Annotated in this window: 14 protein-coding genes and 1 tRNA gene; 9 read left to right on the forward strand and 6 right to left on the reverse strand. The window is 67.5% G+C overall.

The features are described from left to right. Positions 1-109 precede the first annotated feature (109 nt). From LCM15_RS15000 to LCM15_RS15020, 5 genes are read left to right on the forward strand one after another with little or no spacing between them, the layout of a single operon-like run. A complete protein-coding gene (locus tag LCM15_RS15000; protein WP_224858076.1) occupies positions 110-901 on the forward strand; it encodes an ABC transporter ATP-binding protein in 792 nt (263 codons plus the stop codon). Continuing rightward, positions 894-1,331 (forward strand): GNAT family N-acetyltransferase, encoded by a 438-nt coding sequence (locus LCM15_RS15005; RefSeq protein ID WP_224857811.1) that lies wholly within the window; start codon positions 894-896, stop codon positions 1,329-1,331. The genes LCM15_RS15000 and LCM15_RS15005 overlap by 8 nt, the downstream gene beginning before the upstream one ends. Further along, the gene (locus tag LCM15_RS15010) at positions 1,328-2,188 is read left to right on the forward strand and encodes an ABC transporter permease (protein ID WP_224857813.1); all 861 of its coding nucleotides are present in this window, start codon (positions 1,328-1,330) and stop codon (positions 2,186-2,188) included. The genes LCM15_RS15005 and LCM15_RS15010 overlap by 4 nt, the downstream gene beginning before the upstream one ends. After that, positions 2,185-3,024, forward strand: coding sequence for an ABC transporter permease (locus tag LCM15_RS15015; RefSeq protein ID WP_224857815.1), 840 nt, complete (start codon positions 2,185-2,187; stop codon positions 3,022-3,024). The genes LCM15_RS15010 and LCM15_RS15015 overlap by 4 nt, the downstream gene beginning before the upstream one ends. 53 nt (positions 3,025-3,077) lie before the next feature. Beyond that, on the forward strand, positions 3,078-4,070 hold the full coding sequence (locus tag LCM15_RS15020; RefSeq protein ID WP_224857817.1) for an ABC transporter substrate-binding protein: 993 nt from the start codon (positions 3,078-3,080) through the stop codon (positions 4,068-4,070). A 316-nt stretch (positions 4,071-4,386) separates the two neighbouring features. On the opposite strand, the gene LCM15_RS15025 is transcribed toward LCM15_RS15020, so the two are convergent. Beyond that, the gene (locus tag LCM15_RS15025) at positions 4,387-4,749 is read right to left on the reverse strand and encodes a hypothetical protein (RefSeq protein WP_224857818.1); all 363 of its coding nucleotides are present in this window, start codon (positions 4,747-4,749) and stop codon (positions 4,387-4,389) included. A 92-nt stretch (positions 4,750-4,841) separates the two neighbouring features. On the opposite strand from LCM15_RS15025, the gene LCM15_RS15030 reads away from it, so the two are divergent. Further along, positions 4,842-5,576 (forward strand): Crp/Fnr family transcriptional regulator, encoded by a 735-nt coding sequence (locus LCM15_RS15030; RefSeq protein WP_224857820.1) that lies wholly within the window; start codon positions 4,842-4,844, stop codon positions 5,574-5,576. A 14-nt stretch (positions 5,577-5,590) separates the two neighbouring features. On the opposite strand, the gene LCM15_RS15035 is transcribed toward LCM15_RS15030, so the two are convergent. Further along, the gene (locus tag LCM15_RS15035; RefSeq protein ID WP_224857822.1) at positions 5,591-6,613 is read right to left on the reverse strand and encodes a LacI family DNA-binding transcriptional regulator; all 1,023 of its coding nucleotides are present in this window, start codon (positions 6,611-6,613) and stop codon (positions 5,591-5,593) included. A gap of 137 nt (positions 6,614-6,750) precedes the next feature. On the opposite strand from LCM15_RS15035, the gene LCM15_RS15040 reads away from it, so the two are divergent. The 3 genes from LCM15_RS15040 (at position 6,751) to LCM15_RS15050 (ending at position 9,028) form a co-directional block, all read left to right on the forward strand. Next, positions 6,751-6,827: transfer RNA gene (locus tag LCM15_RS15040), tRNA-Arg, on the forward strand. A 132-nt stretch (positions 6,828-6,959) separates the two neighbouring features. After that, positions 6,960-7,646 (forward strand): YoaK family protein, encoded by a 687-nt coding sequence (locus tag LCM15_RS15045; protein WP_224857824.1) that lies wholly within the window; start codon positions 6,960-6,962, stop codon positions 7,644-7,646. A gap of 131 nt (positions 7,647-7,777) precedes the next feature. After that, entirely contained in the window at positions 7,778-9,028 is a 1,251-nt protein-coding gene (locus LCM15_RS15050) for a lytic murein transglycosylase (protein ID WP_224857826.1), read from the forward strand. A 23-nt stretch (positions 9,029-9,051) separates the two neighbouring features. Here LCM15_RS15050 and LCM15_RS15055 read toward each other — a convergent pair whose 3' ends face one another. The 4 genes from LCM15_RS15055 to def (LCM15_RS15070) all read right to left on the reverse strand — a co-directional run bounded on the left by LCM15_RS15055 (position 9,052) and on the right by def (LCM15_RS15070) (position 13,044). Beyond that, positions 9,052-11,295 carry a hypothetical protein gene (locus LCM15_RS15055; protein WP_224857827.1) on the reverse strand — a complete coding sequence of 748 codons (2,244 nt, stop codon included), beginning with the start codon at positions 11,293-11,295 and terminating at the stop codon, positions 9,052-9,054. Between the two features lie 165 nt (positions 11,296-11,460). Then, the gene (gene def / locus LCM15_RS15060) at positions 11,461-11,955 is read right to left on the reverse strand and encodes a peptide deformylase (RefSeq protein ID WP_224857828.1); all 495 of its coding nucleotides are present in this window, start codon (positions 11,953-11,955) and stop codon (positions 11,461-11,463) included. After that, positions 11,952-12,449 (reverse strand): peptide deformylase, encoded by a 498-nt coding sequence (gene def, locus LCM15_RS15065; protein ID WP_224857829.1) that lies wholly within the window; start codon positions 12,447-12,449, stop codon positions 11,952-11,954. Before def (LCM15_RS15065) ends, def (LCM15_RS15060) begins: the two co-directional genes overlap by 4 nt. Positions 12,450-12,522: 73 nt before the next feature. Continuing rightward, complete coding sequence (def, locus tag LCM15_RS15070) at positions 12,523-13,044, reverse strand: peptide deformylase (protein WP_224857830.1); 522 nt, start codon at positions 13,042-13,044, stop codon at positions 12,523-12,525. Positions 13,045-13,147: the final 103 nt, after the last annotated feature.

Here is a 13,147-nt window from a genome sequence, read left to right on the forward strand (position 1 = left end):
CCCCGGCATGTGCCGCCGGGCGATCCTGCGGGACATATCTGCGCAGCGTCGGGCCGTTTCCCGGCGCCGCGCCGGACATATCTGAGGAACTTCTCGTGTGACCAACGCCATGCCCCAGCCCGCCGAACCACCGGTGATCTCCGCCAAGGCACTCAACCTGATCTTCCAGACCAATGACGGGCCGGTGCACGCGCTGCGCGACGTGGACCTCGAGGTCGGGAAGGGCGATTTCGTCTCCTTCATCGGTCCCTCGGGCTGCGGCAAGACCACCTTCCTGCGGGTCATGGCCGATCTCGAACAGCCCACCTCCGGCGAGGTGCTGGTCAACGGCGTGAGCCCGGAGGCGGCGCGCAAGGCCCGTGCCTATGGCTACGTCTTCCAGGCGGCGGGGCTCTACCCGTGGCGCACCATCGGCGGCAACATCCGCCTGCCGCTCGAGATCATGGGCTATGACAAGGCCGCGCAGGCCGAGCGGGTGCGCGAGGTGCTCGAGCTGGTCGAGCTGGCGGGCTTCGAGAAAAAGTACCCTTGGCAGCTTTCAGGCGGGATGCAGCAGCGCGCCTCGATCGCGCGGGCGCTGGCCTTCGAGGCCGATCTTTTGCTGATGGACGAGCCCTTCGGCGCGCTCGACGAGATCGTGCGAGACCACCTCAACGAGCAGCTTCTGGCGCTCTGGGCGCGGACGCGAAAGACCATCTGCTTCGTCACCCACTCGATCCCCGAGGCGGTCTATCTCTCGACCAAGATCGTCGTGATGTCGCCGCGTCCGGGTCGGATCACCGACGTGATCGAGAGCCCGCTGCCGAAGGAGCGCCCGCTCGACATCCGCGACACGCCGGAGTTCCTCGAGATCGCGCACCGGGTGCGCGAGGGGCTGCGCGCGGGCCATGCCTATGACTGAGGTCTTCCCCCCGCGCCGCGCCGGTCCCGGGGACGTGCCGGGCATCGCCGCCGTGCTCAACGGCTGGATCGACGAGACCGACTGGATGCCGCGCCTCTACAGCCCCGACGAGCTCGCAGGCCTCATCGGCGCGGCCCTGCCTGACCGCATCATCTGGGTCGTGGGCGCGCCGATCGAGGGCTACCTGTCCCTCGACCCCGAGACCGCCAAGATCGGGGCGCTCTACTGTTCGCGCACCGGCGAAGGCTGCGGCAAGGCGCTGATCGGGGCCGCCAAGGAGGGGCGCGATTTTCTCTGGCTGCACACCCATGTGACGAACACCCGCGCGCAGGCCTTCTACCGCCGCGAGGGCTTTGTCGCGGTGGGCGGCGAGATCGCGCCCGAGCCGCCCGAGACCGTGCCCGAGCTGCGGATGGAGTGGCACCGATGAGAAACCTGATCCCCGTGCTGACCGTCGTCGCCGTGATCGTGGCGATCTGGTACGCCGCCGCGGTCTGGCTCAACGCGCAGTGGGTGCTGGACACCGCCGCGCGGCAGGACCGCGAGATTGGCACCTCCGAGCTGGTGCTCGAGACCTGGAGCCAGGACAAGCCGCGGCTGCCGGCGCCGCATCAGGTGGTGACCGAGCTGTGGGAGACCACGGTGGAAAAGAACATCACCTCCAAGCGCAGCCTGGTCTACCATGCCTGGGTCACGCTGAGCGCCACGCTGGCGGGCTTTGCCATGGGCACGGCGCTTGGCGTCGCGCTGGCGGTGGGCATCGTCTATGTCCGGGTCATGGACATGAGCGTGATGCCGTGGGTGATCGCGAGCCAGACCATCCCCATTCTCGCCATCGCGCCGATGATCATCGTGGTGCTGAACGCGATGGGGCTGTCGGGGCTGCTGCCCAAGGCGATGATCTCGATGTACCTGTCGTTCTTCCCGGTGGTCGTGGGCATGGTGAAGGGGCTGCGGGCGCCCTCGCGGATGCAGCTCGACCAGATGCGCACGTGGAATGCCACGCAGGGGCAGGAGTTCCTGCGGCTGCGGCTGCCCTCGTCAATGCCCTATCTCTTCGCCTCGCTGAAGATCGCCATGGCGGCGAGCCTCGTGGGCGCCATCGTCGGCGAGTTGCCGACCGGGGCCGTGGCGGGGCTTGGCGCCCGGCTTCTGGCGGGCAGCTACTATGGCCAGACCATTCAGATCTGGTCGGCGCTGTTCATGGCCGCGATCGTGGCCGCCACCATGGTCGGGCTGATCGGGCTGGTGCAGCGGCTCACGCTCAAGCGGATGGGGATGGCATGATGTGGATCCTGCTTGGCCTCGTCGCGTGGATCGCCGGCTCGGCGCTGAACGTCTGGCTCGCGCGGAGGCCGCGCAGCCGGGCCACCAGCCTCGCCGTGCCGGTGGTCTTCGGCGTCACCATCATCGTCGTCTGGGAGGCGGCGGTGCGCGGCTTCGGCATCTCGCCGGTGCTGCTGCCGGCGCCCTCGGTGATCGCGGCGCGCATGGCAAGCTCGGGATCGGTGCTGTGGGAGGATTTCGTGCAGACCGTGGTGAAGGGCGCGCTGACCGGCTACGTCATGGGCTGCCTTGCGGCCTTCGTCACCGCCATCGTGGTCGATCGCTTCGACTTCCTACGCCGAGGGTTGCTGCCGGTGGGCAATTTCGTCGCCGCCCTGCCGATCATCGGCACCGCGCCGATCCTCGTCATGTGGTTCGGTTTCGACTGGCAGTCGAAGGCGGCGGTGGTGGTCATCATGGTGTACTTCCCGATGCTGGTGAACACCGTCGAGGGGCTGCGTGACACCTCGGCGATGCAGCGTGACCTGATGCGGACCTATGCCGCCGGCTACTGGACGACGCTGCTCAAGCTGCGGCTGCCCGCCGCGATGCCGTTCATCTTCAACGGCCTCAAGATCGCCACGACGCTGGCGCTGATCGGGGCCATCGTGGCCGAGTTCTTCGGCTCGCCGATCCGGGGCATGGGGTTCCGGATCTCCACCAGCGTCGGGCTGCTGCAGCTCGATCTCGTCTGGGCCGAGATCGTCGTTGCGGCGATCGCGGGATCGGCCTTCTATGGAGGCATGGCGCTTCTCGAGAAGGCGATCACCTTCTGGCACCCGTCACAGCGGGGCTGACCAAAAATAACAAAGACCCAACAGGACCAACAAAGGCCAACAAGGAGGTTACGATGAAATCACTCACCAGACTGGGCACCGCCGCCGCGCTGACGCTGGCCGCCGGCACCGCCCACGCGACCGACGAGCTGTCGCTGCAGCTCAAATGGGTCACGCAGGCGCAGTTCGCGGGCTACTACGTGGCCGCCGACAAGGGCTTCTACGAGGAGGAAGACCTCGACGTGACGATCAAGCCGGGCGGCCCCGACATTGCGCCGGTGCAGGTGCTGCTGGGCGGTGGCGCCGATGTCATGGTTGACTGGCTCCCCTCGGCGCTGGCCGCGCGCGAGAACGGCGCGCCGATCGTCAACATCGCGCAGCCCTTCAAGTCGTCTGGCCTGATGCTGACCTGTCTCAAGGAACACGGCATCGAGAGCCCCGAGGACTTCCCCGGCCACACGCTCGGCACGTGGTTCTTCGGCAATGAGCTGCCGCTCTATTCGTGGATGTCCAAGCTCGGCTACGAGACCGACGGCTCCGAGGGCGGTGTGACGATCCAGAAGATCAACTTCAACGTCGATCCGCTGCTGCAGAAGCAGGTCGAGTGCGCCACCACCATGACCTACAACGAGTATTGGCAGGTGATCGACGCGGGCCTCGCACCCGAGGATCTGGTGGTCTTCAAGTACGAGGACGAGGGCATCTCGACGCTCGAGGATGGTCTCTACACCACCGAGGCCAACCTCGAAGACCCCGAGATGGTCGACAAGCTGACCCGCTTCGTGCGGGCCTCGATGAAGGGCTGGAAATACGCCGAGGAGAACCCGGACGAAGCTGCCGAGATCGTGCTTGAGAACGATGCCACCGGCGCCCAGACCGAGGAGCACCAGAAGCGGATGATGGGCGAGGTTGCCAAGCTCACCGCCGGTTCGAACGGCGCGCTGGACCCGGCGGATTTCGAGCGTACCGTGGAGGTGCTGCTCTCGGCCGGCGCAGAGCCGGTGATCACCGAGAACCCGGGCGACGCCGCGTGGACCCACGCGATCACCGACGAGGCGCTGCAGTAAGCCCCGGACCGGATCGCACCTTCGAGAGCGCGTCTTCGGGCGCGCTCTTTTGCGTTCGCGGCAATCCGATTCGCTTAACTGGCTGACCGGGACCGGTCTGCGGGCTTTGCAGAGCGGCTCTGTCGCTGATCGCCATGCCACGACGAAAAAGGGTGGCCGTGGCGACCAGCCTCACTCAACTCAAATGACTTGCAGGCATGACCGGGGCGCACCGATCTTCTGGGGGCAGGTCTGGTGGCGCGCAGGCAGCCTTCTGGAATGGCCCGAGTCCTAAGCCGTGCCTGTGACAGCCGCGTGACGCCCCCGCGAAACCCGCCTAGCGGGCGATCAATGCCAGCAGGTCGCGGGTTCGGAACGGGCGGTGCAGCACCTCGAACCCGTCCGCCTCGCCGTGCAGCTCGGCCTCGTGCCCCATCAGAACGATGCGGGCGCCGAGGTCGCGCAGCTTCTGCCCGAGGGGCGACGAGACCGCCTCCTTCGGGCTGAGCGACACCACCGCGATCTTCGGAGCCGGACCCTCCTCCAGCAACGCGAGCGCAGCTTCCCGGTCCGGCGCCGTGATCACTACGGCGTCGGGATGCGCGTCGCGCAGGATCGTCGAGATGTCGATGCCGACAAGCTGGTCGGTGACCGCGACGAAAAACGAGGGGGCTGGCAGGGTGCCGGTGGGAATGTTCATGTCATCCTTTGGGGGGTCCAGTTGTCCCGTCTATGGAACAAAGCGGAGCGTCGTGCATTAAACTGCGACATACTGAACCCGCGAGTTGCCCGATGAAAATGATTTCCTGCCGCAACTGCCCTCTTCAGGATTGCGGGCCGTTTCTTCCGCATACCGAAGAGGAAATGGAATTCCTTGAAGGGTTCAAGGCCGGTGAGATGGCCGTCGCGGCGGGTACGCAGATCCTCATGGAGGGGGCAAAGACGCCACAGCTTTTCACCGTGCTCGACGGGATGGGGCTACGTGAAAAGACGCTTGAGGACGGGCGCCGGCAGGTCATCAACTTCGTCCTGCCCGGCGATTTCATCGGCCTTCAGGCCGGCATCATGAATGAGATGAGCCACTCGGTCGAGGCGGTAACGCCGATGCGCTGCTGCGTGTTCCGCCGCGAGGATCTTTGGCTGCTCTACCGCAACCGCCCGGAACTGGCTTTCGACCTGACATGGATCGCCGCCGCAGAGGAGTATTTCCTTGGCGAGACGGTGGCGACGCTGGGCCAGCGCGACGGTACAGAGCGCATCGCCTGGGCGCTGGTCAAGCTCTTCGTGCGACTGCGGGGGCTGGGGCTCGAGAGCGAGCCCGGAATCGTGCCGCTGCCTTACCGCCAGCAGGACCTCGCGGATGCGCTCGGCCTGTCGCTGGTACATACCAACAAGACGCTGTCGCGCCTGCGGACCAAGAACGTGGTGGATTGGTCGGAGGGCAAACTCCGCGTGCCCGACCTCGAGGCACTGGCCGATCTGGCGATGACCGAGGTCGAGGCGCTGCCGCGCCGCCCGTTCCTGTAAGCGGCGCCAGACGGTCAGCGGCGCAGCGTGTCGCCGTAGCTGATCTTGGGCGTCATTTCGATGATCTTATCGAACGCTGCGGTCGGATCGTTGACCCGCGTCGCAATGACCTCCGCCGCCTTCCTGCCGATCTCGGCCCGGCAGGCATCCATGGTGGCAAGCTTGCGCGGCAGGCCCTGCAGCAGCTCGACCCCGTTGAAGCCGGCAAGACCGATCTCGCTGGGAATGTCGCGCCCCTGCTCAAGCAGGTAGAGCAGACCGCCGGCGCCAATCATGTCGTTCGAATAGTAGAGGAAATCCAGTTCCGGCTCGCGCTCCAGAATGGCCTGCGTCATCTCGCGCCCCTTGGCCAGCGCCGAGCCGCCGGAATAGAACTCCTGCTCGACCACCTCGACGCCGCCCTTGGCGAGCGCCTCGGTAAAGCCCTCGAAGCGTTTGCGCGCGCGGTAATCGAGCGGCATCTTGGTGCCGAGGAAGCCGATCTTCTGATAGCCCGCCCGCAGGATCGCCTTGGCCATTTCGCGCCCGGCGCGCCGGTGCGAGATACCGACCGCGGTGTCGATCGGGTTGCCGTCGGTGTCCATGATCTCGACCACCGGGATGCCGCTGGCCTGCATCATCGCCTTCGAGGCCTCGGTGTGCTCGATGCCGGCGATGATCACCCCCGAGGGGCGCCATGACAGCATCTCGTAGAGCACGCGCTCTTCCTTCTCCGGCTCGTAATCGGTGACGCCGACCACCGGCTGCAGCTCGGTATCCTCGAGCACCGCCGAAATCCCGGCCATCACCTCGGGGAACACCATGTTGCGCATCGAGGGGATGATGACGGCGACGAGGTTGACCCGCTGGCTGGCCAGCGCCCCGGCGATCTTGTTGGGCACGTAGCCGAGCGTCTTGGCCGCTTCGAGCACCTTGACGCGGGTGGCCTCGGACACATCGCCGCGATTTCGCAGGACGCGGCTGACGGTCATCTCGGAAACGCCGGAGGCCTCGGACACATCTCGCAGGGTGAGAGGGCGGGTATCATCATTTGCCACGGAAATGGCCTCCTAAACGCATTAATTGTCTGCGATGTTATCGTTTCTTCTGGGACAGGCAAGACGCGCGTGCCGGGTGTGCAAATTTCGCGCAGGTGGATGACAAAGCCAGCGGCAGGCGATAATGGGGGGCCAGCGGTCCCGTGGCTCAACTGGATAGAGCAGCCCCCTCCTAAGGGGCAGGTTGCAGGTTCGAATCCTGCCGGGATCGCCAGCGGCCTATTGAGCGCGCCAAATCCCCCCGGACAGACCCAGCCCAAGACCGGTCGGCGGCACAGAACGTGCCGCTTGCAAGCCCGCTGTCGCCGTTCAATGAAGGGGCGAGTGCAAACCGAAAGGGGCCGATGTGCTGATCCGGGAAGGCAACGAGCGCAACCAGAGCATCGATCTGCGCCTTGCGGCGATGCTCTCGCTGGTGGCCGGTGCGCTGAACGCCGCCGGCTTCGAGCTGGCGGGGCTGTTCTCGGCCAACATGACCGGCAACATCTCGGCGATGGCGGACAACCTTGCCAAGGGCGGCTGGGGGGCGGCTCTGCTGTTCGGGCTGATCGTCGTCGTGTTCATCTTCGGGGCGCTGATCGCGGGATTGCTGATCGAGGCCGGGCGGCAGCGGGGAAAGCGCCGGATCTACGCGGCGGTGGTTGCGCTCGAGGCGGGTCTGCTGATCCTCACCGGCCTTGCCGCCCTCGCGGGCCTGACCGGCGCGGACGGGGTCGAGGTCATCTGCCTGCTGGCGGTGGCGCTCGGGATGCAGAACGCCGTGAGCACGCGGATCTCGCGGGCGCGGGTGCGCACCACGCATGTGTCGGGGATGGCGACGGATATCGGCCTGTCGCTGGCGGGCCTGTGGCTGCGCAGCGCCGAGAGCGCGCGATATCGCGGGCTGCTGGCACTGCATGTCACCACGATCCTCGCGTTTCTCGGGGGCGGCGTGCTGGGCGTCGTGCTGCATCGCATCGCGGGGCCGGTGACCTTCCTGTGCTGCGGCCTCCTTCTGGCGCTGATCGCGCTGCCCGAGGTGTTCCGGCGGTAGCGGGCACACGATTCCGGTCAACCATGCGCCGGTGCCTCTGCTGTTGTCCGCCGATTGCTGCGAGCCGCCTTGTGGTCACGCCGCCGACACGACACAGTGAGCGCAAAGACAACACAGGGAGGAGCAGTCCCATGCAGGTTTCACGACGTCATCTTCTGGTCAGCGGCGGTGCGCTGGCGCTGCTTTCGGCTTGCGGCGGAGGCGCGATGGTCTCGTCCCCGTCCGGCGGGGGGCTGGATCCCGACCTGCTGCCGCAGCCGAACCCCGGCTATGACGCATGGGTCGCCGCCTTTCGGGGCCGGGCCGCGGCGCGCGGGATCAGTGCGGGCACGCTCGATGCCGCCTTCCGCAACGCGGGCTACCTTCCCGGGGTGGTCACCCGCGACCGCAGCCAGACCGAGTTTACCCGCACGCTCGAGGATTACCTCGCCATCGCGGCCTCGGAGAAGAAGGTCTCGGCCGGCCGCGCCGAGCTGAGCCGCAACATGTCGCTGCTGCGCGAGATCGAGGGCCGGTACGGCGTGCCGCCCGAGGTGGTCACCGCGGTCTGGGGCATGGAGAGCAACTACGGCACCCGCCGGGGCGACATCCCGGTGGTCTCGGCCACCTCGACGCTGGCCTATGACGGACGGCGGGGCGAGTTCTTCGAGTCACAGCTTATGTCGGCCCTGCGCATCCTCGAGCGCGGCGACACCACGCCCGCGCGCCTCACCGGAAGCTGGGCCGGGGCGATGGGCCATACCCAGTTCATCCCGACCACCTACCAGGAATACGCGGTGGATTTCCGCGGCGACGGGCGGCGCGACATCTGGTCCGACGATCCCACCGACGGGCTGGCATCGACGGCCAACTACCTCTCGCGCAGCGGCTGGCGCCGGGGCGAGCCCTGGGGCCTCGAGGTGCGCCTGCCGGCGGGCTTCAGCAGCGGACTAACCGGGCGCGGAGTGCGCAAGGCGTCGTCGGAATGGGCGGCCATGGGCGTGACCAACGCCAATGGCGGCGCGCTGCCGGGGGGCACAGGCTCGATCCTGGCGCTCTCGGGCGTGTCCGGGCCTGCCTTTCTTGTCTTCCAGAACTTCAACGTCATCCTGCGCTACAACAACGCCGAGAAATACGGCGTCGGCGTCGGGCACCTGTCGGACCGGCTGGCCGGGGCGGGTCCGGTGCGCGGCAGCTTCCCGCCCGACCGCTACGGCTTCACCATCGACGAGCGCAAGGAGCTGCAGGCGCTGCTCAACCGCGCGGGCTATGATGTCGGCACGCCGGACGGTGTGTTCGGCAGCAAGACCGAGGAGGGGATCCGCGGCTATCAGGCGCGGATGGGCCTTGCGGTGACCGGCGAGCCGTCGCAGTCGCTGCTCCAGCAGCTGCGACGGGGCTAGGGGCACGGCGCCGGCGGGCCGGTCTAGAAGAGCCAGCCGAAGAAGAACTTCCAGACCTCGGTGAACGCGCCGTCGTGCTCTGGGTCGTCGGTCTCTTCGTCCCCGTCCGGTTCCGGGCCTGTCTCGAAGAACCGGGCAAGGAAGTCGGCCAGCGACTCGTGGTCGCTGGCGTGACCATCGCCCTCCGCCGGCGCATCGTCGGGCGCCTCGTCCTCGGGCTCTTCGGTGTCGGGCGTGTCCCCGGGGCCGCTGGGTTCGGAGGGCGTGTCCTCCGGAGTGTCGTCGGGGGTGTCGTCAGGCCCCGCGTCGTCCTCCTCCCCGGCATCGGGCGTATCATCAGGGCCGGTCGGCTCGGAGGGGATGTCTTCCGGTGTGCCGTCGGGGGCATCGCCGGGCGCGCCGTCCTCCGGTTCCCCGGCATCGGGAAGATCCTCAGGGCCGGTCGGTTCGGCAGGGGTGTCCTCCGAGGTGCCGCCGTCGTCGTCGGGCGTGTCCTCAGGCGTGTCGCCGGGTGTCTCGTCCCCGAACCAGACCGTGTCGCCTTGAGCGAGGCTGACGTCGCCAATCTCTCCGCCCAAGGCGTTGCGCGTGTCGAGGACCGAGTCGCCAAGCAGAGCCGGGAGCCGGTCGACATCCGCCGGGACGACGCCGTCGCCCTCCACAAGGTTGAGGCCGTTCTTGTCGATATACATCTGCCCGGTCTCGTCGATCCCGACGCTCCAGGTCGCGGTTTCGCCGGCGACCAGCGACTCCTCGGCGACGATGTAATGCGTCTCGCCGTCCTGCACGATCTCGAAGATCATCGCCGAGCTCGGGCCGAGCTGGCCGAAGGTGATGGCGTTCGCGCCTCCGCCGCCATACTCGAACACCGTCTGGCCATTGCCCGAGAGGTCATCGACCCGGACAGTCGCCTCGAACTCGAAGGCGCCGTCGATCTGCGGTAGATCGGCGGTGTCCGCCGGGGGCGGCGCGTCGCTGTCTTCTCCGGTGTCGCCGTCGGTTCCGGTGCCGTCGTCGCGATCGTCGGGAGACTCGGGAACCGGCTCTTCCGGCGGCTCGGTGACGGGAGCCTCGGCGCTTGCGGCGGGAATGCCCAGGGCTTCGAGCTGCGCGGCAGTCTTCACCGCCTCGGCGCTCACCCCCAGCAGGGTGATCGCCTCGCCGCCGGGGAAGCTCAGCACCGCATCGCCGCTGCCGTCGCCGACCGTGTCGCTCACGATCACGTCGTCGGTGTCGACGGGCAGGCCGTCGAGATCGGTGAGGGCGGAGACGTCGAGCACATCATGCGCCAGATAGCTGCCATCGGGCTGCAGTTCGGGCGCGGCAAAGCCGCTGACGCTGTCGAGCCCGCCGAAATCGGCCAGCGCGATGGTGTCGTCGCCGGCGCCCAGAAGGATCTCTTCGACCTGCGTGAAAACCAGCGTCGAGCTGCCGTCGCTCACGCTGCCGCTTTCCGGGTCGGTCGCGGTCAGGTCGAGACGCAGCCCGTCGGTGACCGCCGTGAGGTCGAGCGTGTCGCCGTTGGTCTCGTCGACATCCTCGGCATCGACCGTGTCGTTGCCGAAGCCGTTCTCGATGTGGAAGGTGTCGTCGCCATACCCGCCCCAGAGGTAGTCGTCGCCGGCCCCGCCCCAGAGCGCGTCATTGTCGTAGGAGCCGCGCATCCAGTCGTTGCCGTCGCCCCCGATCAGGGTGTCCTTGCCTTCGTTGCCCTCGAGATGGTCGTCGCCGGCGCCGCCTTCGACGTAGTCGTCGCCATACTCGCCATAGATCTCGTCCGCGCCATCGCCTCCGAGCAGCGAATCGCCGCCCTCGTTGCCGTAGATCACGTCATCGCCGTCATCGCCGGTGACCGTGTCGGCGCCGCCGCCGCCGCGCAGCGTGTCGTCGCCCAGGCCCCCGGTCAGCACGTCGTCGCCGCCATAGCCCAGCACGCTGTCATCGCCCGCGCGGCCGTCGATCAGGTCGATCTCGTCGTTGCCGTCGATCACGTCGCCGCCGTCGCTGCCGGTCACCACCTCGAAGAGCCCGAAATCGCCGGGCGCGCCAAGGTAGGCATCGGCCCCGGCGCCGACGCTGTTGTCGCCGATCACGTAGCTCTCAGTGCCGTCAGAGACCGACAGGAAGGCGCCGTCGCGGGCGAAGCTGATGGTGAAGCTGTCGGGGAGGGCCGAGAAATCGAGCGCGTTCGACCCGGGAGCGGTGGTCACCATGGCCCAGAAGTCCGGGTCGTGCCATGTTTCGGTGGTTACATTGAAAATCGTCATCTGACCGCTCACTCACACACAAGACATGTCGCATCGACATGCGCACGCATTCTGAACACCGTTCTGGGTCGCGAATGAGCGCGAATGAGGGAGGAATTGCGCGGCAATTAAGGCAATATTAAGAGGGCATTGCCGGGTGCGTCCCGATGCCGCAGGGCAGGGGGCTCAGCGGGCCTTCTTCGCGCGGCGCAGCAGGATGTCGCGCTTCACCTTGCTCAGGTGGTCGAAGTACATCTTGCCGTTCAGGTGGTCGATCTGGTGCTGCACCGAGGTCGCCCAGAGGCCGACGAAATCGCGCTCCTCGATCTCGCCCGCCTCGTTCAGGAAGCGCACGGTGACGGCGCGCGGGCGCTCGATCTTGGCCCAGACGCCGGGCAGGTTGGGGCTGGCCTCGTCATGGCTGCGCAGCTTGACGCTGGCGTGCAGGATCTCGGGATTGGCCATGCGAACCGGCTGGCTGCGCTCCTCCGAGGCATCGACCACCGCGAGGCGCAGCATCACGCCGATCTGCGGCGCCCCGAGGCCGACGCCGGGCATCGCTTCCATCGTGTCGATCATGTCGGTCCAGATGGCGCGGATCTCGTCGGTGATCGCCTCGACCGGCGCGGCGGGGCTGCGCAGGCGCTTGTCGGGCCACGGGATGCAGGGGCGGGCGGTCATGCGCCGCGCTCGTAGGCGTGCATCAGGTCGGCGGCAGTGGCCGGGTCGAGCCGGTCGAAATGCACCAGACCGTCGAGATGGTCGTATTCGTGCTGCGCCACGATCGCCTCGTTGCCCTCGAACCGGCGCTCCTGCCGGTCGCCGTTGAGATCGGTATAGGCCATGCGCACCCAGACCGGGCGCCGCACGGACGCGGTGACCCCGGGGATCGACAGGCAGCCCTCGTCGCCGGAGGCGGTCTCGTTCGCCACGGCGAGGATCTGCGGATCGATGCAGACCACGGGAGTCATGTCGCCGTCCTTCCAGCCCGCATCCATCACGAAGACGCGCTTGAGCACGCCGACCTGAGGCGCCGCAAGGCCCCGACCGGGGGCATCGTACATGGTCTCGAGCATGTCGGTGACCAGCTCCGAGACCGCAGCCGGGTCGCCGACCTCGGCGCAGGGCTGCTTGAGCTTGGGGTCGGGCCAGAGAAGGATCTCGCGCAGGGCCATCGGGGTCTCCGCTTCGGGGGAATGTCTCAGAGGTAGGCGGAACCGGCGCGCCGGCCAGCGCGCGGCGCCGCGCTCATGCGCGGGCGCGGTCGCGCTTGAGCTTGACCATCTTGCGGGTGATCATCTGGCGCTTCAGCGGCTTGAGGTAGTCGATGAAGAGCTTGCCGTCGAGATGGTCGATCTCGTGCTGCACGCAGGTCGCCCAGAGCCCGTCGAAGGTGTCGCGCTGGAGATTCCCGTCGCGGTCGAGCCACTCGACATCGACGACCTTGGGGCGCTCGACCTCGGCATACTGGTCGGGGATCGACAGGCAGCCTTCCTCGTAGACGTTGCGCTCGTCCGAAGAGGCCACCACCTGCGGGTTGAACATCACCAGCGGACGCGGCGCCTCGCCATCGTCGGCCTTGGCGCAGTCGAGCACGATGAGCCGGTCGAGCACGCCGATCTGCGGCGCCGCCAGCCCGATACCGGGCGCGTCATACATGGTTTCGAGCATGTCGTCGGCGAGCACGCGGAGCTTGTCCGAAAGATCGGGCACCGGCGCGCAGGCCTTCTTGAGGCGCGGATCGGGGTGGATGAGGATCGGGCGTTTCATGCGCCTCATCTATGCACAACGGCGTGAGCGCGCAAGTCGGGCAAAAGCGCACACGTGCGGGGGGTTGCGCTCGGGGCCGGGCGCGGTAGCGTGCGGCGCGCCA

This window comes from Salipiger bermudensis, from assembly GCF_020171625.1.
Lineage (GTDB): Bacteria > Pseudomonadota > Alphaproteobacteria > Rhodobacterales > Rhodobacteraceae > Salipiger > Salipiger bermudensis_B.